This window comes from Woronichinia naegeliana WA131 (genome assembly GCA_025370055.1).
GTDB lineage: Bacteria > Cyanobacteriota > Cyanobacteriia > Cyanobacteriales > Microcystaceae > Woronichinia > Woronichinia naegeliana.
Window position 1 is genome coordinate 1,416,531 of record CP073041.1, and the last position, 21,710, is coordinate 1,438,240.

Consider the following 21,710-nt stretch of genomic DNA (forward strand, 5'->3'; position numbering starts at 1 on the left):
GATAAAATAGGGAAAATAGATCTAAGACAATTTGAGACAATAGGATAATTTTTGGTGCTACTTTCCCTCGTTGCTGATTTTCGCATCATCTTTGAGCGTGACCCTGCTGCCCGTAACTGGCTGGAGGTATTATTTTGCTATCCAGGTTTTCAGGCACTCCTGTTTCACCGTTTTTCCCATCAACTCTATCGCCTGGGTCTGCCTTTTATTCCCCGTTTACTGTCCCATGTCGCTCGCTTTTTAACGGGAGTTGAAATCCATCCTGGGGCCCAAATTGGGGAAGGGGTTTTTATTGATCATGGCATGGGCGTTGTGATTGGCGAAACAGCGATTATTGGTGATTACGCGCTAATCTATCAAGGTGTCACCCTGGGCGGTACGGGCAAACAAAGCGGCAAACGTCATCCAACCCTGGGTGAAAATGTGGTAGTGGGGGCTGGAGCGAAGGTGTTAGGGAATATTTCGGTAGGAAATAATGTTCGGATTGGGGCTGGCTCGGTAGTATTAAGGGATGTCCCTTCGGATTGTACGGTGGTCGGGATTCCAGGCCGGATCGTCCATCGCTCTGGCGTGAAGGTTAATCCCCTTGAACATGGCAATTTACCGGATTCGGAAGCGACGGTTATTCGTCTGCTCCTAGACCGTATTGAAGCCTTGGAAGAACAAATGGAAAAACTGGAAACCTCCCGTCAACGGGAATTAGAGACTTTTTCTAGTAATTTTTATCAATCCTGTTCAGAAAGTTTTGCTGTTAAAAGGGAAAAAATTTGTCATGTCGGCGATCGCGAAATCGAAGAATTCTTGGGGGGAACACTGTAGCCTATTGTTAAAACCATGAGTATTTCTATGCAGTGGGCTAATGCTTTATCAACTCGTCCTTCCCTAGAAGCGGCAGTGAACGAGGTAGTGTCGATTGTCCAGCGATCCTTAACCGCGTCTCCAGACTTAGGGATTGTCTTTTTGTCTTCCGCCTTTGCCAGTGACTATCCTCGCCTTATTCCCTTGCTTCAGGAAAAAATGCCTCTTCCTGTGTTGATTGGTTGTGGAGGGGGCGGCATCGTTGGTATGAAGTCCGGTAAACAGGTAGTAGAAATAGAGAATAGTCCGGCTTTGAGCTTGACAGTGGCTTGCTTGCCAGGGGTAGAAGTTCATCCTTTTCGCCTGGATGCCGATAGTTTGCCAGACCTGGATAGTTCTCCCCAACGTTGGAGTGAATTGCTAGGGGTGAGTCCCGAAAAAAATCCCCATTTTATTTTGCTGGCCGATGCCTTTACTCCGAACATCACCGACCTATTGGAGGGCTTGGATTATGCCTATCCTCAATCAATCAAGATCGGCGGTCTGGCCAGTGGGGGGGCTAGTAATCAGAGTAATTTGTTTTTTGATTGTTTCTCCCTGCCCCGTTCTCGATTTAACCATTTCGGGACAATTGGGGTAGCCCTGAGTGGCAATATTCAGGTGGAAACGATTGTGGCCCAGGGCTGTCGTCCCATTGGTGAGCCGATCCAAGTTAGTCAGGGAGAGCGCAATATTATCACGGAAGTTTTAGTGCCAGACGAGAAGACTAATCAATTAAAGGCCAGATTGCCTTTGGATGTTATCCGGGAATTGGTGGAAACGCTGAGTGAAAAGGATCGAGAGTTGGCCCAACATTCGCTGTTTATTGGCATTGCCCGTGATGAGTTTAAGTTAGCGTTGCAATCAGGGGATTTTCTGATTCGTAATTTATTGGGGGTTGATCCGCGTCATGGAGCCATTGCTATCGGCGATCGCGTTCGTCCAGGTCAACGGATTCAGTTGCATCTGCGGGATGCCCAAACCTCAGGGGAAGATTTATTATTTCTGTTAGAAAATTATCACCGTGCGAAGGTCAATAGTCCCCAGGCGATCGGAGCTTTGTTGTTTTCCTGTCTCGGTCGTGGCGAATCTCTCTATGGCAAACCGAATTTTGACTCGGAATTATTTCAACGTTATTTAACGCAAGTTCCCCTCGGTGGCTTTTTCTGTAATGGAGAAATTGGCCCCGTTGGTAATCGAACTTTTCTGCATGGTTATACTTCTGCTTTTGCTATTTTTAGACCAATATCAGCATAGGACTGGACTATCTTAAATAGGCCAATCTCAGGCAAGGAGAACCTCTTTTTGACAGCAAAAATAAATTTGGAAAGATTTTGCGCCGTTTCAGCGATCACTCCAATTGTTAAGAATTGTACAACGCTCTTGTTATAAGGCTTTTTATGTCATGAAACCCTAAATTTAGAATTGCTGTCTGTTCATAGACCGTCCATTTATTAGGCGGTTGATTGATTTCCCGCAAGGTTTGCCCTAAATCTTCTTTTTCCGTCCAAGGAGAGAGTAATTGTACCTGTAAATAATTCGTTGATAGATTATCCTGTGAAACGGTACGATAGGGCTTTCGATCTGGCGTCAGATGTAATCAACGAAAATTTTACAGCAAGGAAAAATTCAGCTTTGATGACTAATCTGCCCGTTAAGTTATTTGAAATGGGTAGCAATCAATGGCGATATTACGATAATTTTACTTCAGGCAAACAACAGATTCATTATTTTCATAGTAATGGATTAGCCGCTATCAACAATCAGGCGGGAAAATTAGTCACGACTCTCCCTGAGACTGAAACCCCTGTAACAGATGATTTTGTCCATGATCCCTGGCGACCCGTACCTTCTTTAGGCGGTCATGCGAGTTTTCCAGGAGGAGTTTTTGAGCGATCGCTGTTAGATTGTCGCACCGATATTGTCACCTATACTTCAGAGCCACTAACGACAGATTTACACCTTTTAGGTTCTCCGATGGTCGAGATTCAAGTCCAGGCAGATAGCGAAAGTTTTGATCTCTGTGCCATTTTGTCTAGAATGACTGCCGATGGCAACGTTTATAATATTAGCCAGGGCTATCGTCGCATTGATCAGTCTCAAGCAGTTGTCAATCTCTCTCTTCAGGCAACTTGTATTAAAATTCCCAAAGGCGATCGCTTACGATTGAGTCTTAGTGGTGCTTGCTTTCCGGCCTATAATGTTAACGCGGGTACAGGAAAAGCTTTAGCAGAAGCACAATTATTAGAGCAGCAAGTGATTACTATCAGTATTGAATTAGGCAAAAATTTTACGAGTAAACTTTGTCTGAATTTAAACGAAAATACAGTTTAATTTGTGATTTTTCCCAAAAGTTTGGGGCTAGGAGCGAAAAACGGAACGGCTCCACGTGGATGGATTTATTCTTAATCTTGAAGTACTAAATTATCACGATGAACAATCGTTTCTGGCCCAGCATAACCCAAAATAGCCGCAATTTCTTCGGAATGATGGCCCTTAATTTTTTCGATTTCCTGACGACTATAATTAGCTAAACCCCGCGCAATTTCTTTGCCTTCCAGATTGCAGATTTGTATCGCATCATCTGCCATAAATTCTCCTTCCACCTGGGTAATTCCGGCAGCTAAAAGAGATTTACTACTTTCACAAAGAGCCTTCACCGCCCCGGCATCGATATAAAGCTTACCCATCGGCAACAACCCAAAAGCAATCCAACGTTTGCGAGCATTTTCTGTACGAGTTTGGGGTTCAAATTGAGTTCCGATCGCCTCTCCTGCCAAAATTTTACTAATATTCTGAGGTTGACGACCGTGAGTAATCACCGTTCTGACCCCTGAACCAGTGGCAATTCGAGCCGCCGTGATTTTCGTCATCATGCCACCCGTTCCCCACTGAGAACCTGGGCTACCAGCATTTACCTGTAATTGGGCCAATTCACTGGCGGAGACAAAATGAATCGGTTGGGCCTGACTATCCAAACGCGGATCGGCAGAGTAAACTTGATCCACATCAGTTAAGATAAACAACCAATCCGCTTCGACTAAACTGGCCACCAGAGCCGAAAGAGTATCATTATCGCCAAATTTTAATTCCTCGATCGCCACCGTATCATTTTCATTGACAATGGGAATCACGCCTAATTCAAAGAGAGCTTGAAAAGTGTTGTAAGCATTGACATAACAATTACGATCAATCAGTTCTCGTCGCGTTAATAAAACCTGGGCAATGACCTGACCCAAATTACTAAATAAATCGTCATAAATTCGGATCAAACGACCCTGACCCACCGCCGCGATCGCCTGTTTAGTGGCCATCTTTTTAGGACGTTCGTTCATTTCCAAGCGCAGACAACCGACTCCCACTGCACCGGAAGAAACCAAGACGATGTTATAACCCGCTTTTCTTAATTGACAAAGGGTTTCCACTAAAGCGGCGATCGTGGAGAGAGCTAATTGGCTCGTTTCTCCCTGGGTCAAACTCGATGTACCAATTTTAATAACTAGTGTTTGTTCGGAAAGCATGAAGAAATGATGGCAGAGAGATAGATGATGACGAAGCCAAGGACAGCTAATTTGTTATGGTCAAAACTGACTAACCCAAAGTTGTTTTGTACAGTTCCAAAACCTTTTCCCAGGCATCCTGAGCCGAGGTGGGATCATAGGAAGTCCGTTGATCACAGAAAAAGCCATGATCAGCCCCCGCATAACGAAAAACATGATGGGGAATTTGATGATTGGTTAAAGCCTCTTCAATTTGATCCACTTCGCTTAAAGGAATACTGGGATCTTCTTCTCCAAAAAAGGCGTAGAGCGTCCCTTTAATATCAGAGGTGCAATCCAAGGCCGGTTGAGAACTGCCCGGACGACCCGTAACAATACCGGCCCCGTAAAAAGAGGATGTTGCTTTCACCTCTGGCAAGGTCGCGCCTAAATAAACCACCAAACCACCAAAACAAAAACCAATCGTGCCAACTCCCATCGGTTTTACCTGGGGCAAACGATAGAGATAGTCAATCGTGGCTTGCAAATCGCTGAGTAATTCCTCAGTTTTAGTTTCGGTCTTATAACGTTTTCCCTCTTCAATACCTGCCATTGTGTAACCCGTTTCAAAGCCAGGGGCTTGGCGTTGGTAAATGGCTGGAGCGATCGCCACATAACCTTGTTTAGCAATCCGTTCCGTTACATCCCGAATATGGGCATTCACCCCGAAAATTTCTTGAATAACAATAATGGCCGGATAGGTTCCTGGCTCAACTGGAATCGCTAAATGGGCCGCGATCGCCAAATCTCCATTGGCAATAGCAATAGATTGGGTTGTAATTTCTAACATAAAATGAAAGTTAACGACTGATCCGAAAAATCAAAGACTCAAATAAACAATCTTAATCGCCAATGGTGGGATTGAAAATAGCTTAATTAAACGCCAGCAATTCCAAATTCAAATGGTATAAATAAATACAGAAGAATATCCCGATTTAGGAGCCTATGAACAAGAAAGGAAACTTCTGCCTGTTTTGTAGAGGGTGAAATGAAAGTAAACGACCTAAGTTTTGATGGCATCATGGAGTGTTTAAACGAGGTCATTGCGAAGATAAATGACCCCCGTTCGGCTAGTAATGCTACGAAATATAGTCTAAGGGAGGCGATACGGGGAGCATTTGCTGCCTTTTTTATGCAAAATGAGTCATTTTTAGAGTATCAACGTCAACTCCACAGTCGTTGTGGGCGAGATAATGCTCAGAGCTTGTTTGGAGGGGTGCGACCTTTAGTTGATAAAAGCTGTTGTAATCAGGGTTCTACAGGGAACCCATATTGATCAAGTTTTGCCCAAAATTGACTCCATCGTTCCTTGGTCAATACCAAAGCTCGTAGGCTCAAAATAATTCCTGCTCCTTTTTCCTTCCATCGCATTCCTGAACAACATAATCGTTGTTTGACCAACGTCTTACAAGCTGCTTCCGTAACACCTGAACCAATCGGATACTTTTTCTCTAAGTATTCAGCATAATCCATTTGATGCTGATGATTCTCGTAATAAGTAATCGCCGCTTGTAGTTTCTCGGTAAGATTCTTAGAATGACTTTTTTCTTCTTTGACTTCTTTCATCAGATTTAGCAGTTCTCCTGCTTTTCCTTTTTCATGCTTGAGTTCTCGACAATTTTCAGTCAACCATTCTTTTTGTTTTGACACGGTATTCGGATGCAACGCTTCTGCCAAGGCACCTAAGTAACCAGAGGCATGATAGAAATCTAATATCTGTTCTTCCGTTTGCTTTTCTAAAAACTTCCAATTTGATTCTGCCCCGTCTGCTATCCCGACCAATGTTGCCTCTGGATAACGGTTTTTCGCTCGCTCAATTTCTCTTTCCAATCTTTCTAGAAAACTCTTTTTTCCATACTCTGGTGCCGCACCTAGATAGATTGTAGGTTGACGTTCTCCCTCACTATCGTATAGGGAAACGGTTCCCACCATTGCTTCACGGTAGCCATCCTCACACATCAGCATACAGGTTCCATCTAATCCTATTCCCACTGTTGCAATTTGGCTATCCTCCTTGGGCGGGGCATAACTCCACGCTTCTTCTTTTGCCTGTACCACACTTCCTACTGCTTCACTCAATCTTTGGATATAGGATAGCGCTACTTTTCTACCATGATTTTCTAATAAATCATTTTTCACCTCTTTGCCTGCCATCCCTGACATTTTTGAGGATACCTGTTTTGCCAATAATGGCGTTGATGTTATGATTATCCTTGCTTCTCTTTCTAAGGGGCAATACGTTTTTCCTCAAAGGTGAACGCTGATATACATGACGATTCACTATAACCTCACCATAAGGTGTTTGATATTCTTTCGGTTGCTCTCCCTTACTCTTCCAGATTTCTTCACCGATTTTTAAGGGTGAACCATCTGTATCTAAATATTTCAAGGCTTCTTTGCTGGCGATGCAACCTACTTCGTTTAAGCCTTTTTGAATATTTATTTCTGTATCCAACATTGAACGACTGAGTTCTAATGTTAGTTCTATTTTTATCTTTGAACCCTCTACATTAATTAGTTTTGCTGTCATCATTGTTTCCTCTTTGTCACTTTTCATCCCATGTTAACACTTTTCTTTTCCTTCATCAACTAAAGGTCACACCCGTTTGGAGTGGAAAAAATACCAACAGTAGAGCCGATGGACGGGGTAGCCGCAAGTAGTCTATTCCCTTTGTTTGGTTTGATTTACCAAGCATTGAGGAGCATGGGATTCTTGAAAGTCTATGAAATATTGGGGGGAAATCTGCTAGTGGCGATGGATGGGACAAATTATCACAGTTCGGAAAAAGTAAACTGTCCATGCTCTCTTTGACCAAATATCTGCTCTTTGAAAGCTGGCATCATCTTTTAGATTTTATGCTTGATGCCCCCGTTTATCTGGCACTGGTATCGTCTAGCCAGAAGCTACAAACGTTGCAATACGAGAGGTTCAAGAAATCAGGCGAATTTGGAGTAAGTCCTCCCAAGCAGCAAAAATAAATTTGGAACGGTTTTGCGTCGTTTCAGCGATCACTGTAATTGTTAAGAATTGTACAACCCTCTTGTTATAAGGCTTTTTATGTCATGAAACCCTAAATTTAGAATTACTGCCTCCCAAGTTAACCCTTTTTGAATTATACCGAGAGCTACAGCAGGAACTTCTCTAGTAGTAAAATGGCTGCGAATAAAGTTATGAACCATCCAGAAAATATCTAGGACTCGCTGTAATCCCACAACAGATTTAGCATAAGTATTTGTACGACGACGAAAGGCAGATAAATAGCGTCGGATAGCACTATTAAATGCCTCAACGTGATTGGCATGAACATCCTTTTCTTCTGGTTTTTCTGTTGTCTCAGGATGTTCTGGTTTCGGAGTTTCTACTTTCTCTAGTTTACCCGCAGAATCTCGACGTTTACTACTCTTATTTTTTAATCTTACCACAAGACCCTTCGGTAATACTTTGGTGGGACGACCACGTTTTCCAGTCTTCAATACTTCGTGACAAATATCAAATAGCAGTTGACTATATCGCTTTTCTCCATCTGTAAATAACTGGAGAGATTCTGTACTTTTTTCAAATAATTCCGCTATTGTCATCATTGCCTCTAGAAATAATTTCTGCTCTTTTCGACCACATTTTAAATGCCAAATAAAGCGGCTAGCCCTTTCTATGAGCACGATTGTCCACCCCTCAGAGGCACTTGCTTCTTTATTTTTTCCAACTTTTGTGTATAGTTCATCCCCTTCTATTACTAATTTAACAAATTCATTCACTAAGGCGTATAAAAATAATGTCTCTTGTAATCCTGATAATTTCTTTTCCCAATTCAATATTGTTGTTTTCGCGTAGCCGAATACTCGGACTGCGGCATTTAATCCTATTCCTTCCATTCTAGCTTTTAATACTTTTACAATGGGGTTTCTAAGCCAGCGATTACGCTACCATAAGTCTCAGCAAAACAAGAACTACATTCTTGACAAATGAACATTTTACGTTCCCCGTTACCTTTCGTTTGATAATGAGAATGTATTTTTACGTTTTCACTATAGCAATGAGGACAGTTTTTCTTGAATAAGGCATCCTCTTTCTCTTGGCACAAGCCAACATCATTCAGGATTTCCATAGAGCTTTTCTTTAATATTGACATTGTTTTCTGTTTCCTTCTTCTTTGATATAATGACAATAATAATAGTATAATAAAAACGGGCCGATGTCTAGTCTTAAACTATTTTTCTATTTTCTCAAAGCCTTACACCATAACTTTTTCCAACTTTGATCAGACGATACTAGTGCCGATAAACGACGAATCCGAATGTCAATTCTGGCTCTGGCTTGAGAATCGCGTAGATTTTTAAACCACTGAGAGTAGGTTTCGGTTTGACGGATTTCAATCATTTTTTAATTGTATCGCACCATTGCTCATCTTATTGGCAGAGGTTTAGAACAGGGATTAAGAGGGATTTAAGGAACGCACGAAGTATTTTTAAAGGGAAGTTAATCAAAAATTGGTGAAGTTTGTGTCATACATTTAGAGTAAGCTTAAGGTTTACACTCGAATCCTAAGCCAACTTGAATAAAATGAGAATCTTCCGTCAAAATATGTTGGATATTGAATTCCTGCATAACAACCATTGAGGATAAATCTGCAAAAGAAATTTTAGGTTTATCAATATATTTTAATCTTAATATTTGGGTTTGATTAAAGCGAGTTTCATTAATTTGAATTAGATGGAACTGCTCTGTTTTGAAGGCATTAGAAAGTTGCAACATTGCTTGTTTGGCTTGATAAGAATTTAAGCGTTTAAAAAATAAGGTAAATGTTTCATCAAGAACAAAAGTTGTGGTATAAATTAGCGTTTTCTCTGCAATTAGATTGTGATATAATTCTGCAACCTGTTCATGTTGACGTTCTCCCGCATCATTTAGCGTTAGCCAACCCCAAGTATCTATAAAAATACGATTATTCATAAAGGCTGTTATCTATATTCTGGGCTAGATTTCCATGAGTGTTAGCTCCAACAAAATCAATTAAGGGATCGCTTGTTTCTTGGGTTACAGAGGTTTTTGTTTGAACAGTTTGGATAAATTGTAATACTGTTTGAATTTGACGATCGCTGAGTTGGGAGATAGCTTCTAGAAGTTCTTGGCGCGGACTGGTGGAATACATAGCGTTGAAATGATTAATGTTTTTTCTATAGTAGCAAATAGTCAACAAAAAGCGATCGCACCATTGCTCATCTTATCAGGAGAGGGTTAGAACAGGGATTAAGAGAGATTTAAGGAGCGCACGGATTATTTTTAAAGGGAAGTTGATCAAAAATTGGTGAAGTTTCTGTAATCGGTTTTGTTTGTGTTTGGAGTGGGGGATGTTAGCTTGGCATAGGTAATAAAATTAAAAAATATAAATAACAGCAAAAAGGCGCATTTTATTTCATTAATGCACCCAGCGATCGCGGCGATTACACTACAAAAACCATTGGTTATCTTCTGGAGGATTTATCCCAAGGTATTCTGTATAAATTCGTTGTTTATATTCAAATCCAATTTCGTTTAGCGCATCAATAAATATTTGGTAAGTTCCGCTGCCCCCTATCTTTTCCCAAAATTCATCACCGATTAGCACAACTTCATCTGTATTCATATTAAACCATCTGGCTGGGAAACTCCATGAATAATTTGCTTTTGTTCCATAGGGGTTATACGGCAGTGCGTAGTAAGCTCCCATAACTTGACGTGGTTCCATACAATATAATTTTAATAATTTTTCCTTACTAACCTTTGTTTGATCACTATTTGGTAATGGGGCCTTTAACTCAAAAGAATAAGCCTCGCCAGTTGTTGTGTTCTTTGCATAAACATCACAAATAATCTTAACTGGTATAGTAGCCTGAGATTTATCCTCCAAAATATAAGATAATTCGGTATTCCAATCAGGTTTAACTTTTTTTTCGTTTACCTGACGATGTTCTAAATGATTCAAAATTTCCGTGATGCGTCTAAGTTTTTCTTCACTGATATTTCCCATAATTGGATATTGTCTTTCTCCATATCCTAAACCTTGATTTGCCGCTACTACAGCAAGCGTTTCCCAAATTTTTCCAAAAGTCGTAACAAAACGTCTTTCAAAATGAGAAGACTTAAATATCTCATCTGGCACTAAAGCAGCATATAAGGGTTTTTCTGCTCTGTGTTTATCTTTTAAAAATGGATCTTTTTCTAAAACCCGATAAAGAACACTATCCATCATCACTTTTATTACTGATTGAATTTCTGTTTTCATTGTTTTACCTACAATAGTGATAATTTTGCTGGAAGATTACTTTTTTTTCCAAATAAATACCGATTCATAGAATTCACTAGAACGACGACCTGTCCTACGATTTACTTGGCGTTGTAAAATAGCTTCTTCTTCAAGATTACACCTTTTTGCTATCTCAGAATATAAATTATATTTATCTGCTGCAATAATAATTAAATAACCACCAGCTTTCATAGATTTAGTAGCGTTATTTAAGACTTTTGCTATAGATTCTTGATACTCTAATTGCGCTTTTTTACTAGAACCTTTTTGAGCAGACCCAATTTCAAGTTCTTTATAATCTTCAAGGTTCAGAAGTTCGTAAGCATATTTGTGTTGTTGATGGTAATCAATTAAACCAACATAAGGAGGGCTTGTAATCACTCCATCAATTAATGGGATTTGTTCAACACGGCTATCAGTGTGAAAAGCGCAGGTGCTGGCATCAGTACGTAGTGAGTCAAATTTTTCAATTCGCTGAATTGTGTCAATACTGTATCTTTTTAAGAATTGATAAGCTGTTTCCGTAGGAGAGCAAATTCTGTTGTGTTTGTAGCACCAATAAGGTTTTATTTGTGGTTCTTTAGGAAAATCAAGATCAAAATGGGTTGTTAGACGTGCGGATCTTGCCGCTCTAGAAAGAATGATTTTAAGAAGGTCTTGATTCTTGTACTCCTTAATTAATTCTCGATAGGTTAATAATTCATGTCTAGAATTGGGAGCAAACCAATTCATTAAATAATCACCAGCCGCATGATGATTAAAGACGGTATAATCGTTATTCCAAAGAGATAGCTGATGACTTCCTGACTGAGTGATTTGCTCTGTCTTATTCAAAATATCAAAAATTTCTTGACGAACATTTTTTAGATTATAGTAATTAGTTTTTACTTTTGTCAACAAAATATTAAAAGCAGAAACATCGTAGCCGATAGAATTTATACCAAGTTCATTCGCCTGAACTAATGTCGTGCCAGAACCAGAAAATGGGTCTAAAATTGTTTGACCTGGACGGAAAAACTTTCTTAAAAAAATTTCAACTATTTGTGGGATAAACTTACCTAGATAAGGATGCAAGCGATGGACGTGCTTAGTTCTTTCTTTTTCAGGTAGATCACTTTCTGTCCAATTCAAATTTAGTTCTGCCAAATGAGTAGCAAAGGTAACATTTTGGGGGATACTAGGCTTACCCTTTCCCAAATAAATTGAGACCGACTGTCTTGTGCTGGAACGTACATCGTTTTTAAGATTGTTAAAAGTACTGACCATATTTATTTAACTTTTGTTATCACTTCGATAGTCATTATACGCTATTTTATCTTGAAATTAACTGTGTGTTAATAAATCACAATTCTTAAATGGGTAAGGTCTATCAGCGAAGTCGTTAGCGATCGCCGCTCCCCAAGCCAGACTTTTCTCCATGATTAGAGATTCCTCTCGCGAATCTGGTAAATGAGTATTAATGAAACAGCTTGCTTTATCCTTGGCAACAGTACCATTTGAGCCATCCCCTTAAAAAGATAGGAGAAAACGATTTATGCAAGATGTTTAATTATGGATTTCTAGCCAATAATGCTAAAATCAAAAAGCGATGAATAGATAAACAAACGTTAGGAGATTGACAATTATGTTTGATCGAATTACCTTTAATCCTCAGATCATGGGAGGACGAGCTTGTATTCGTGGTATGAGAATCACCGTATCGTTGGTAGTAAGTCTTGTCGCCAATGGATTAACCTCAACCGAAATTATTCAGGAATATCCTGATTTAGAATTAGAAGATATTCAAGCTGCGCTGCAATATGTCGCCTTTTTAGCTAATGAAGAGATTCATCCCGTCATCAACGAGGCTGCTGCATGAAATTTGTGGCAGATATGGGAGTGTCAATGACCGTAGTTCAGGCATTGAGAGAGCAAAATTATGATGCAATTCATCTTCGAGAACAAGGACTTCAGCGACTCCCCGATCCTACAATTTTGATTAAAGCAAAACAGGAAAACCGAATTATTCTGACATTTGACCTGGATTTTAGTGAACTTTTGGCTATTAATCGGGAAAATTTACCCGGCGTTGTTATCTTTCGTCTTCAAAAAACAATCCCCCATTTTGTTGCCGATCGCCTATTAGAATCGTTGCCATTGTACAAAGAAAACTTAATTCAAGGAGCTATTTTGATTATTGAAGATAGCCGTTATCGCTTACGTCATTTGCCAATTTAAACTAGGGATAAAAACGCTACAAGTTCCACTATTGAACGTTGAAGATTAGCGATCACTTTTGTTTTAATTGGTAGCTTATCTAGCGATCGCCCCTTATCCTCATCCCCCCAAGCCAGACTTTTCCCCCTAATTAGAGATTCTTATCGCGAATCCGAATAAATGGTATTGCCAAATGATTCACCTTGCTCTATGATAAGTCTCACAAGATAACTAAAAGTCTATGGTGATAAGGGAAACTCACTCACCGTAAGCATTCCATCTATTTCCGACTGAGAGAAAATCCATGTTAGAGAGCCTCAGCCAGGTCGTCTGGCTAGTACCTTGTTATGCCCTATTAGGGGCAGTTTTAGCCATACCCTGGTCGCCAGGCATCATTCGCCAAACGGGGCCGAGACCTGCTGGTTATATTAGCATTGCCATGACCGCGATCGCCCTAGTGCATAGTTTATTAGCATTGAAATTTATCTGGGATAAACCCGCCATTGACCTATCCTTTCCCTGGTTACACGCCGCAAACTTAGATATTAGCCTCGACTTTGAAGTATCCGCCGTCAATGTGGCCGCTCTGGTCTTAATTACAGGCTTAAACCTCGCCGCGCAAATCTATGCGGTGGGCTATCTGGAGATGGATTGGGGCTGGGCCAGATTTTTCTCCCTCATGGCTCTCTTTGAGGCGGGACTTTGCACCCTAGTACTGTGTGACTCCCTTTTCTTTAGCTATGTCGTACTAGAAATATTGACTTTGGGAACCTATATGCTGATTGGCTATTGGTTCAACCAATCCCTGGTAGTGACGGGCGCGAGGGATGCCTTTTTGACTAAACGGGTGGGAGATTTAATCCTACTGATGGGGGTCGTGGCCTTGCTGCCGTTGGCGGGAACTTGGAACTATCACGGTTTAGCAGCTTGGGCGGCCACCGCTAATCTTGACCCGACCTTGGCGACCTTACTCTGTCTAGCTTTGATTGCTGGCCCCCTCGGTAAATGCGCTCAGTTTCCCTTGCATCTTTGGTTAGATGAGGCAATGGAAGGCCCCCTACCTGCTACCGTTTTGCGTAATACCTTAGTTGTGGCCACAGGTGCTTGGGTATTAGTTAAAATTCAACCGATTTTAACTCTTTCTCCCCTAGCGTTAACGGTAATGATGGCCATTGGGGCAACTACGGCGATCGGGGCTTCCTTAATTGCGATCGCCCAGATAGATATTAAACGCTCCTTGTCCTATACCGTTAGTGCGTTCATGGGATTAATATTTATTGCGGTGGCAACGGGCGAAACTAATACAGCCTTGCAATTAATCTTAACCTATACCCTCGCCATGGCCATCTTAGTCATGTGTGTAGGTGGCATTGTTTGGAATAACGTAACCCAGGATTTAACCCAATATGGTGGGCTTTGGTCGCGTCGTCCGATCTCTGCCTTAAGTTATCTAGCGGGCATTGTTTCCTTAATTGCTTTACCTCCCTTTGGCAACTTTTGGGCTTGGTTGAAATTAGCGGAAACATGGAATGAACAAAACCCCATTTTATTAGGTGTTTTATTATTTGTTAATACCCTCACAGCCTTTAGTGTCACCCGTGAATTTTGTTTGATATTTGGCGGTAAACCGAAACCGATGACTGTGCGATCGCCTGAAGCATTATGGCCCTTAGTTGTGCCGATGGTGATTACCGTAGGCTTTTCTTTACATAGCCCCTTAATTTTAAAACAATGGCATTTATTACCCGATTTTGCCGATATTAACTTGACTTTTACTAGCATTTTAATTGCCTCTAGTTTAATTGGTATTAGTAGTTCCGCTTTTATCTATCTTAATCCCGCCATTGCTAAACCGATTCAGTTACCCATTAAACCTCTACAAGATTTCTTTGCCTACGATCTTTATACCGCCCAAATCTACAAAGTCACTATCGTGGCGATCGTCGGAGGAATTTCCTACATTGTTAATTGGTTTGACAAATTTATTGTGGATGGATTCGTTAATTTAGTTGGCGTAGTAACTCTTTTTAGTGGTCAAAGTCTGAAATACAATGTTACAGGGCAAACCCAATTTTATGTCCTTTCCATTGTCTTAGGATTAACCCTCATTGGAGCCTTATTAAGCTATCCTTTCCTTCATCAATTTTTCTAATTATTATATTCTCCCCCCTTTTTAAGGGGGGCTGGGGGGGATAACAGGGCAAACGCATCTTATTTTTGAACGATAGGCTAGGTAAAGGTTTCAGTGATCATGATTGATTTTTTATGAAACGCTAAAAGGCTTGTCAAATAAAGGGGCTAGAATTTAGATGCGTTCGCCCTGGGGGGGGATAATTTTTAAGGGGGGCTGGGGGGATCAAATACGGTATCATCAGTTCTAGCTCATTATTAACCTCAACTATTCCCAAAAGAACCAATGTCGAAATTTAACCCTATCAATCGCCGTCATCTGCTCCAATACGGAGGTGGTTTTATCGGAACCAGCTTAATGGCAACAGTCTTAGGCTCTAATCTCATTAATGCTCCCGTTGCTAATGCTCAAAATAAAGACATTACGCCCGATGAAGCCCTTAAAAAGTTAGTGGAAGGGAATGATCGCTTTGTAAACCAAAAACGCACCAATCGCAATCAAACGAAAGAACGTTTAGTCGAAGTCGCCAAGGGACAAGAACCCTTTGCCGCCATTTTAGGTTGTGCCGATTCTCGCGTACCAGGTGAGATTGTTTTTGATCAAGGTTTGGGTGATTTGTTCGTCTGTCGTGTGGCGGGTAATATCGCCACCCCTGAAGACGTTGGCAGCCTAGAATTTGGAACCTTAGTGTTAGGCGCGAAAGTTCTAGTGGTTATGGGTCACACCAGTTGTGGAGCCGTTAAAGCTGCGATTCAAGGGGGAGAATTACCAGGCTCCATTGGTAGTCTCATTAAGAGTATTGATATTGGTAGTGTCGCTCCAAAAAGTGAGGTGCCTGGCGATGTAGATAAAGCTGCTCAAGCTAATGTTAATCATCAGGTTGAAACCTTAAAAAAATCACCTATTCTGAGTGATTTAATTGCTAAAGATAAACTGAAAATTGTCGGAGCTTACTATGACTTAGATACGGGCAAGGTTGCTATCCTAAGTTAGTAAAAGACAAGCAAAAAAACTGGGCGCAAGCCTTGCGCCCCTACCATAAACTTTTAATTTATGGTCTCCCGCCTCCCCGTCTCCCTCATCTAAAATAACTATGCTAACAACCTTATTAATCATTCCCCTGATCGGAGCCTTAATTGTCGGTTTTTTCCCAGGCAATTTAGAAGCTAAGAAATTACGTCAAATTACTGAAGTTTTTGCCGTTATCACCCTTTTTTGGTCACTATATTTACTCTCTCGATTTGATTTAAGTAATCCTCAGTTTCAATTCCAAGAATATTTCCCCTGGATTCCCCAACTAGGTTTAACCTATAGCCTGGGAGTAGATGGTCTTTCCTTACCGTTAATTATTCTCAATGGTCTGTTAACAGGGGTGGCGATTTACAGTATTGGCCCTAACTTAGATCGATCGCGGCTTTATTATGCCTTAATTTTATTTATCAATGCGGGTATTTCAGGGGCTTTAATGGCAGAAAATTTATTACTGTTCATTATTTTCTATGAACTAGAACTCATCCCTTTTTACCTGATGATTGCTATTTGGGGCGGCGAAAAACGAGGTTATGCTTCCATTAAGTTTTTACTTTATACCGCCATTTCTGGATTGCTAGTATTAGCTGCCTTTCTAGGCATTGGTCTGCTCGGTAATCAAGGTTTATTTGACTACGGTTCTATCTCCACAGGAGTTTTCTCTGAGCAAACTAAATATCTATTATTAATTCTGATTTTAGTGGGTTTTGGAATTAAGATTCCCCTCGTTCCTTTGCATACTTGGCTCCCTGATGCCTATACTGAAGCGTCTCCTGCCACTGCCATTTTATTGGGGGGAATTTTAGCCAAATTAGGAACCTATGGTGTGATTCGTTTTGGGTTACAACTGTTTCCTGAAACATGGGCAAGCCTCTCTCCCATTCTGGCCATTATTGGTACTATTACGGTTATGTATGGAGCTTTAGCGGCGATCGCTCAACGAGATATTAAACGCATGGTTGCCTACAGTTCCATCGGTCACATGGGTTATATCTTAGTAGCGGCGGCAGCCGGCACAGAATTAAGCGTACTAGGAGCCGTTGCTCAAATGATTAGTCACGGCTTAATTTTAGCCCTCCTATTTCACCTCGTTGGCATCGTTGAACGTAAGGCTGGAACCCGCGATTTAGATGTTTTAAATGGGCTAATGAATCCCATTCGAGGATTACCCTTAACCAGTGCTTTATTAATTACCGCAGGTATGGCCAGCGCAGGTATTCCAGGCTTAGTCGGATTTGTTTCTGAATTTATTGTTTTTCAGGGAAGTTTTACCGCTTTTCCTATCCCGACTTTATTGTGTATTTTGGCTTCAGGTTTAACAGCCGTTTATTTTGTTATCTTGCTAAACCGTACTTGCTTTGGCAAACTGGATAATAAATTGGCCTACTATCCTAAAGTTTTACCTTCAGAAAATATCCCCGCTTTAGTCTTAACCGCTATTATTTTCTTTCTTGGCATTCAACCCAACTTTTTAGTTAAATGGATTCAACCTACAACGGATCATTTAATTGCTCAAACTCCCATTGTTGAATATTCCCAACAAATTGCCGAAAAACCTTAAAAAAATTCGCCTCTCTTTAAGGCAAGCTCAAAAAAAATCTATTCCCCCCTTTTTAAGGGGGGCTAGGGGGGATCAAAACGCCCTCACAATGTACATTTATTTTAAACATAAAACCTATGACCGCCACCTTAATCGCTCCTAAAATTGCGCCATCTAAGCATCCCCACGCCGATGTGATTCATCGTCTCGAAGCAGGTGGATCAATGCTGCCTGATACCCCTGAAAACTTGATGCAAATTATCGGTATCTATAAAGCCTACGCGGTGCCGATGGACTTTTATTGGCGAGATTTATTGTATATTGCCGAGCAGGTTTTTCTGGAGCCTTTACCCTTTTTCAAATACTTTTTACCCCAGGAATATCTAGACTTAGAAAATCACTATGCCGGGGATAATGCCGATCTCAGAATTTGGCGAGGTCGGGGTACAGCCCATCCCGAATTATTAGAATTTATGGAAAAGGGGAAAACCCGAAAAATGCCCAAATTATTCCATCATTTATGGCACGATCGCATCAATATGGAATTTGCCGAAGCCTGTATGCAAGCGATGTTATGGCATGGTCGGGATATGGGCTGGGGATTATTTGATGGCTATTTAGATAGTGATGAATATAAAGCCAATGCGGATCGGGCGATTAAGGCTTATTTTAAATACAATCCGCCCATGTTAGCCCTCTATAAACTTTTTCCAGAAATGTTTTTAGAGCAAGTGCGAATGATGTCCTATTATTCCAATTTAGGATTATTTTGGGAAGTAATGGCTCCTGTCTTTTTTGAAATGTCGGATATTTACGATGAAGGCGGTTTTAAGGGCGTTCCTGATGCGATGAATTTCTTAGTTAATGGTATCTTTGCGATCGCGGGTCGTCCCATTTATCATCGTGTGAATATTCGCGGTGAATGGTTTGATATTATTCCCAAATCTAAGGGGTTTACCTGGCTCTATGAAGCGGCATTACCCTATGTGGAAGCGGTCTTTTATCGCACTTCACCTTTCCGAGGCACAAAATCCTATAATGCCCAGGCTAAACAGGTTCCTGAAAACCAAAAAGATTTTCACTATGGCATTTTATACGCCGATGTTTTTCCAGTAGGAACGGCAGGCATTCCACCCACTTTATTGATGGATGATATGTATCATTTTCTGCCCGATTATTTGGTTAAATATTATCAAGAACATTGTCGTGGAGAGGAAGATGTGCTGATTCAATTAGGGATTACCTTTCAGCGATCGATGTACAATGTTACTTCGGCAGTAATTCAAGCCTTACGAACGGCTTTGTTATATCCCTTAGATGATCCTAACCCCCGACATTTAGAGAAAAATCGTCAATTTTTTGAAGCGCAAATAGATCGTTTCCTCCGTCCCGAAGCCCGTTTACGGGATATTCAAAGTCCGAATTATCGTTAGAGAAGTCCCCCTTTTTAAGGGGGATTTAGGGGGATCAATCTTAAATCTATTGAGTTCATTGAGTTCTATTATTAAGAATTAAAATCGACTTTTTCTTGAAAACAATGAAAACTCCTGTCTTTACAACTTCAATTTTATCCTTCTTAGCCCCCTTTAAAAGGCCATCCATCACACAAAATTGGTGAAAGCCTTAATGTAAGTTGATCCCCCCTAGCCCCCCTTAAAAAGGGGGGAATCGTTAGTAAACCTTAAGTAAGAGAAAAAATTATGCCTGATATTGTTGATATTGCTGTTAGTAACGAAGGATTTTCTACCCTAGTGACCGCCGTTAAAGCTGCCAACTTAGTCGAAACCTTAAAAAGTCCTGGCCCCTTTACCGTTTTTGCTCCGACCGATGATGCTTTTGCCAAACTTCCCCCTGGAACAATTACCACACTAGTACAAAATATCCCCCAATTAACTCGTATTTTATGTTTTCACGTTGCCCCAGGCAAATTAATGAAAGCTGATTTGGAAAAATTATCATCGGTAACATCTGTGGAAGGTTCACCCATTTCTCTAGATTTCACTGAAGCTTTTGAAGTCAAAAATGCCACTGTTGTTGCGGCGGATATTGAGGCAGATAATGGCGTTATCCATGTAATTGATAATGTTATTTTAATGGGTTAAGTTGTTGAGGTGAACCTCAAGATGGAACGTCTCGCTGATCAAGGTTGAAAGACGATCGCCCCTTGAGGCAATTGGACAAACATGGGAAGATAGGAAGGATTGTGCTTTTCTCCCCTGTATTTAGTCCTCTATTTTCACCAATCCCCTATGCAATGTCGTGTCTGTGATTCCACCCAGCTAGAATTGGCCGTTGATCTTGGTTCCCAGCCCTGGTGTAACCATTTTCTGAAACCCGAAGAAGTGGGACAGGAACCCTACTATCCATTGCGAGTTTTGTACTGCCATGATTGTGGAACGGTACAGTTGGATTACACTGTCAAAAAAGAGATTATGTTTGGCGATCATACCTATTTATCAGGTGTGACCAAATCGCTAAGTGAGCATTTTCGTCAGGTCGCGCTGGAAATAGACGAACGATTTTTTAAAGATAAAACTCAGAAATCAGTGTTAGATATTGGTTCCAATGACGGGACACAATTAAAGCATTTTCAAGCTTTGGGATACGAAGTTTTAGGGGTAGAATCTTCAAAAACAACGGCTAAAATTGCCAATGATGCGGGTGTGCCAACCCTGAATGATTTCTTTAATTTAGAAGTCGTTAAAAAGCTAGATCGTAAATTTGATGCCATTAATGCGGCAGGAGTCTTTTTCCATCTCGAAGAGTTACATTCAGTAACGGCAGGTATTCGGGAAGCCTTAGCCAAAGATGGCGTATTTGTAGTGCAGTTTCTTTATATGAAACGCATTGTCGAAAACCTTGCTTTTGATCAGATTTACCATGAACACCTGCTTTATTATAATCTTCAGACCATTGAAGTACTATTAAATCGGCATGGTTTAGCGATGTTTGATGCCTATTTAGCTCCCATTCATGGCGGTTCTATTGTTGCTTTTGTGGGTCATCAGGGTAGTCGGCCAGTCAGCGATCGCCTACAGGCCATGAGACAGGCAGAAAAAGAAGCCAAGAGTAATGAATTTCAAACCTATCTGGAATTTGCTCAACGGATTGAACAGATGAAAGTGGAAAATCTTGCCTATCTAGAGCAGGCTAAACAAGCGGGGAAAAGCATCTGGGGATTTGGCGCACCCGTTAAAGGCAATACTTTGCTCAACTATTTTGGCATTGGTACTCAGTATTTAGATTACTTAGTGGAAAAAAATGAATTGCGTCGTGGTTTATATTCCCCCGGAATGCACATTCCCTTAAAAATCGAGAGAGAGTTAACTGCCTTGCCCGATATTTACTATGTTTTAGCCTGGAATTTTAAACGAGAAATTTTAGCCAATAATCAAGCCTTAATTGATCAAGGTTTGGAATTTTTCTTCCCCGTTAATCCGCCGGATGCTTAATGATAATCTCTATTCATTTTAAGCATTTTTTACTGAATATTATTGGGGACAATGAATGACTGTTGAACTGCGAAGTTATGTTTATTTAGATAGTTTACAACCTCAACATGCAGCTTATATTGGTACAGTGGCAGTGGGCTTTTTGCCATTACCAGGAGATTCCTCTCTTTGGGTAGAAGTCTCTCCGGGGATTGAAATTAATCGCATTACCGATATCGCGCTTAAATCCGCCGTTGTTCAGCCAGGGGTATTATTTGTAGAACGACTCTATGGTTTATTGGAAATTCATTCCTCAAATCAGGGAGAATTGCGGGCTGCTGGTCAAGCGATTTTGGGTTATTTAGGGGTCAAAACCCACGAATGCCTAAAGCCCCAGGTGGTTTCTAGTCAAATTATTCGCAATATTGATGCTTACCAGGCCCAGTTAATTAATCGCAATCGACGAGGGCAATTGTTGTTAGCGGGTCAAACGTTATTTGTATTAGAAGTTCAACCCGCCGCCTATGCTTCTTTAGCAGCTAATGAGGCCGAAAAAGCGGCCTTGATTAATATTTTACAGGTGAGTGCGATCGGGAGTTTTGGACGACTCTATTTAGGGGGTGAGGAAAGAGATATTATTGCTGGATCACGGGCTGCCCTAGCGGCGATCGAGAATGCCCCTGGACGCAAACCGATGTTGTTAGGCAAACAGGAATAATTTCT

The 21,710-nt window shown here is 40.9% G+C and carries 20 protein-coding genes and 2 pseudogenes; 13 read left to right on the top strand and 9 right to left on the bottom strand.

The window, feature by feature from the left end; genetic code table 11:
• Positions 1 to 54: 54 nt before the first annotated feature.
• The 3 genes from cysE to KA717_07300 all read left to right on the top strand — a co-directional run bounded on the left by cysE (position 55) and on the right by KA717_07300 (position 3,171).
• On the top strand, positions 55 to 819 hold the full coding sequence (gene cysE, locus KA717_07290; GenBank protein UXE62557.1) for a serine O-acetyltransferase: 765 nt from the start codon (positions 55 to 57) through the stop codon (positions 817 to 819).
• A 15-nt stretch (positions 820 to 834) separates the two neighbouring features.
• A complete protein-coding gene (locus tag KA717_07295; protein UXE62558.1) occupies positions 835 to 2,094 on the top strand; it encodes an FIST C-terminal domain-containing protein in 1,260 nt (419 codons plus the stop codon).
• A gap of 381 nt (positions 2,095 to 2,475) precedes the next feature.
• Positions 2,476 to 3,171 carry a CocE/NonD family hydrolase gene (locus KA717_07300; protein UXE62559.1) on the top strand — a complete coding sequence of 232 codons (696 nt, stop codon included), beginning with the start codon at positions 2,476 to 2,478 and terminating at the stop codon, positions 3,169 to 3,171.
• A gap of 71 nt (positions 3,172 to 3,242) precedes the next feature.
• Here the strand turns inward: KA717_07300 and proB are convergent, their stop codons facing one another.
• Both proB and KA717_07310 read right to left on the bottom strand, forming a co-directional pair.
• The gene (gene proB / locus KA717_07305; GenBank protein UXE62560.1) at positions 3,243 to 4,358 is read right to left on the bottom strand and encodes a glutamate 5-kinase; all 1,116 of its coding nucleotides are present in this window, start codon (positions 4,356 to 4,358) and stop codon (positions 3,243 to 3,245) included.
• A 70-nt stretch (positions 4,359 to 4,428) separates the two neighbouring features.
• Positions 4,429 to 5,166, bottom strand: coding sequence for a dienelactone hydrolase family protein (locus KA717_07310; protein UXE62561.1), 738 nt, complete (start codon positions 5,164 to 5,166; stop codon positions 4,429 to 4,431).
• Between the two features lie 198 nt (positions 5,167 to 5,364).
• Here KA717_07310 and KA717_07315 point away from each other — a divergent pair, with 198 nt between their 5' ends.
• Positions 5,365 to 5,652 carry a hypothetical protein gene (locus KA717_07315; GenBank protein UXE62562.1) on the top strand — a complete coding sequence of 96 codons (288 nt, stop codon included), beginning with the start codon at positions 5,365 to 5,367 and terminating at the stop codon, positions 5,650 to 5,652.
• Here KA717_07315 and KA717_07320 read toward each other — a convergent pair.
• The 7 genes and pseudogenes from KA717_07320 to KA717_07350 all read right to left on the bottom strand — a co-directional run bounded on the left by KA717_07320 (position 5,625) and on the right by KA717_07350 (position 11,857).
• Positions 5,625 to 6,906, bottom strand: a pseudogene (locus KA717_07320) (ISKra4 family transposase). The gene KA717_07315 and the pseudogene KA717_07320 overlap by 28 nt on opposite strands.
• A gap of 491 nt (positions 6,907 to 7,397) precedes the next feature.
• Positions 7,398 to 8,458: pseudogene (locus tag KA717_07325) on the bottom strand (IS1 family transposase).
• A 134-nt stretch (positions 8,459 to 8,592) separates the two neighbouring features.
• Positions 8,593 to 8,754, bottom strand: a complete 162-nt coding sequence (locus KA717_07330; GenBank protein UXE62563.1) for a hypothetical protein — start codon at positions 8,752 to 8,754, stop codon at positions 8,593 to 8,595.
• Positions 8,755 to 8,898: 144 nt separating this feature from the next.
• The gene (locus KA717_07335) at positions 8,899 to 9,327 is read right to left on the bottom strand and encodes a PIN domain-containing protein (protein ID UXE62564.1); all 429 of its coding nucleotides are present in this window, start codon (positions 9,325 to 9,327) and stop codon (positions 8,899 to 8,901) included.
• On the bottom strand, positions 9,320 to 9,526 hold the full coding sequence (locus KA717_07340) for a hypothetical protein (protein UXE62565.1): 207 nt from the start codon (positions 9,524 to 9,526) through the stop codon (positions 9,320 to 9,322). Before KA717_07340 ends, KA717_07335 begins: the two co-directional genes overlap by 8 nt.
• Positions 9,527 to 9,823: 297 nt before the next feature.
• Positions 9,824 to 10,639, bottom strand: coding sequence for a TdeIII family type II restriction endonuclease (locus KA717_07345; GenBank protein UXE62566.1), 816 nt, complete (start codon positions 10,637 to 10,639; stop codon positions 9,824 to 9,826).
• A gap of 36 nt (positions 10,640 to 10,675) precedes the next feature.
• Positions 10,676 to 11,857 carry a site-specific DNA-methyltransferase gene (locus KA717_07350; protein UXE62567.1) on the bottom strand — a complete coding sequence of 394 codons (1,182 nt, stop codon included), beginning with the start codon at positions 11,855 to 11,857 and terminating at the stop codon, positions 10,676 to 10,678.
• A 427-nt stretch (positions 11,858 to 12,284) separates the two neighbouring features.
• On the opposite strand from KA717_07350, the gene KA717_07355 reads away from it, so the two are divergent.
• The 9 genes from KA717_07355 to KA717_07395 all read left to right on the top strand — a co-directional run bounded on the left by KA717_07355 (position 12,285) and on the right by KA717_07395 (position 21,705).
• Positions 12,285 to 12,518 carry a DUF433 domain-containing protein gene (locus tag KA717_07355; protein ID UXE64579.1) on the top strand — a complete coding sequence of 78 codons (234 nt, stop codon included), beginning with the start codon at positions 12,285 to 12,287 and terminating at the stop codon, positions 12,516 to 12,518.
• Positions 12,519 to 12,532: 14 nt separating this feature from the next.
• Complete coding sequence (locus tag KA717_07360) at positions 12,533 to 12,877, top strand: DUF5615 family PIN-like protein (protein UXE64580.1); 345 nt, start codon at positions 12,533 to 12,535, stop codon at positions 12,875 to 12,877.
• A gap of 283 nt (positions 12,878 to 13,160) precedes the next feature.
• The gene (locus KA717_07365) at positions 13,161 to 15,008 is read left to right on the top strand and encodes an NAD(P)H-quinone oxidoreductase subunit F (protein UXE62568.1); all 1,848 of its coding nucleotides are present in this window, start codon (positions 13,161 to 13,163) and stop codon (positions 15,006 to 15,008) included.
• 336 nt (positions 15,009 to 15,344) lie between these two features.
• Positions 15,345 to 15,980: a carbonic anhydrase gene (locus tag KA717_07370; GenBank protein ID UXE62569.1), complete on the top strand. Its 636-nt coding sequence runs from the start codon at positions 15,345 to 15,347 to the stop codon at positions 15,978 to 15,980.
• Between the two features lie 100 nt (positions 15,981 to 16,080).
• On the top strand, positions 16,081 to 17,577 hold the full coding sequence (locus KA717_07375; protein UXE62570.1) for an NADH-quinone oxidoreductase subunit M: 1,497 nt from the start codon (positions 16,081 to 16,083) through the stop codon (positions 17,575 to 17,577).
• A 116-nt stretch (positions 17,578 to 17,693) separates the two neighbouring features.
• Complete coding sequence (locus KA717_07380) at positions 17,694 to 18,989, top strand: CO2 hydration protein (GenBank protein UXE62571.1); 1,296 nt, start codon at positions 17,694 to 17,696, stop codon at positions 18,987 to 18,989.
• A 267-nt stretch (positions 18,990 to 19,256) separates the two neighbouring features.
• Positions 19,257 to 19,658: a fasciclin domain-containing protein gene (locus KA717_07385; protein ID UXE62572.1), complete on the top strand. Its 402-nt coding sequence runs from the start codon at positions 19,257 to 19,259 to the stop codon at positions 19,656 to 19,658.
• Positions 19,659 to 19,805: 147 nt separating this feature from the next.
• Positions 19,806 to 21,008 (top strand): class I SAM-dependent methyltransferase, encoded by a 1,203-nt coding sequence (locus tag KA717_07390; protein ID UXE62573.1) that lies wholly within the window; start codon positions 19,806 to 19,808, stop codon positions 21,006 to 21,008.
• A gap of 55 nt (positions 21,009 to 21,063) precedes the next feature.
• Complete coding sequence (locus KA717_07395) at positions 21,064 to 21,705, top strand: hypothetical protein (GenBank protein ID UXE62574.1); 642 nt, start codon at positions 21,064 to 21,066, stop codon at positions 21,703 to 21,705.
• Positions 21,706 to 21,710 lie beyond the last annotated feature (5 nt).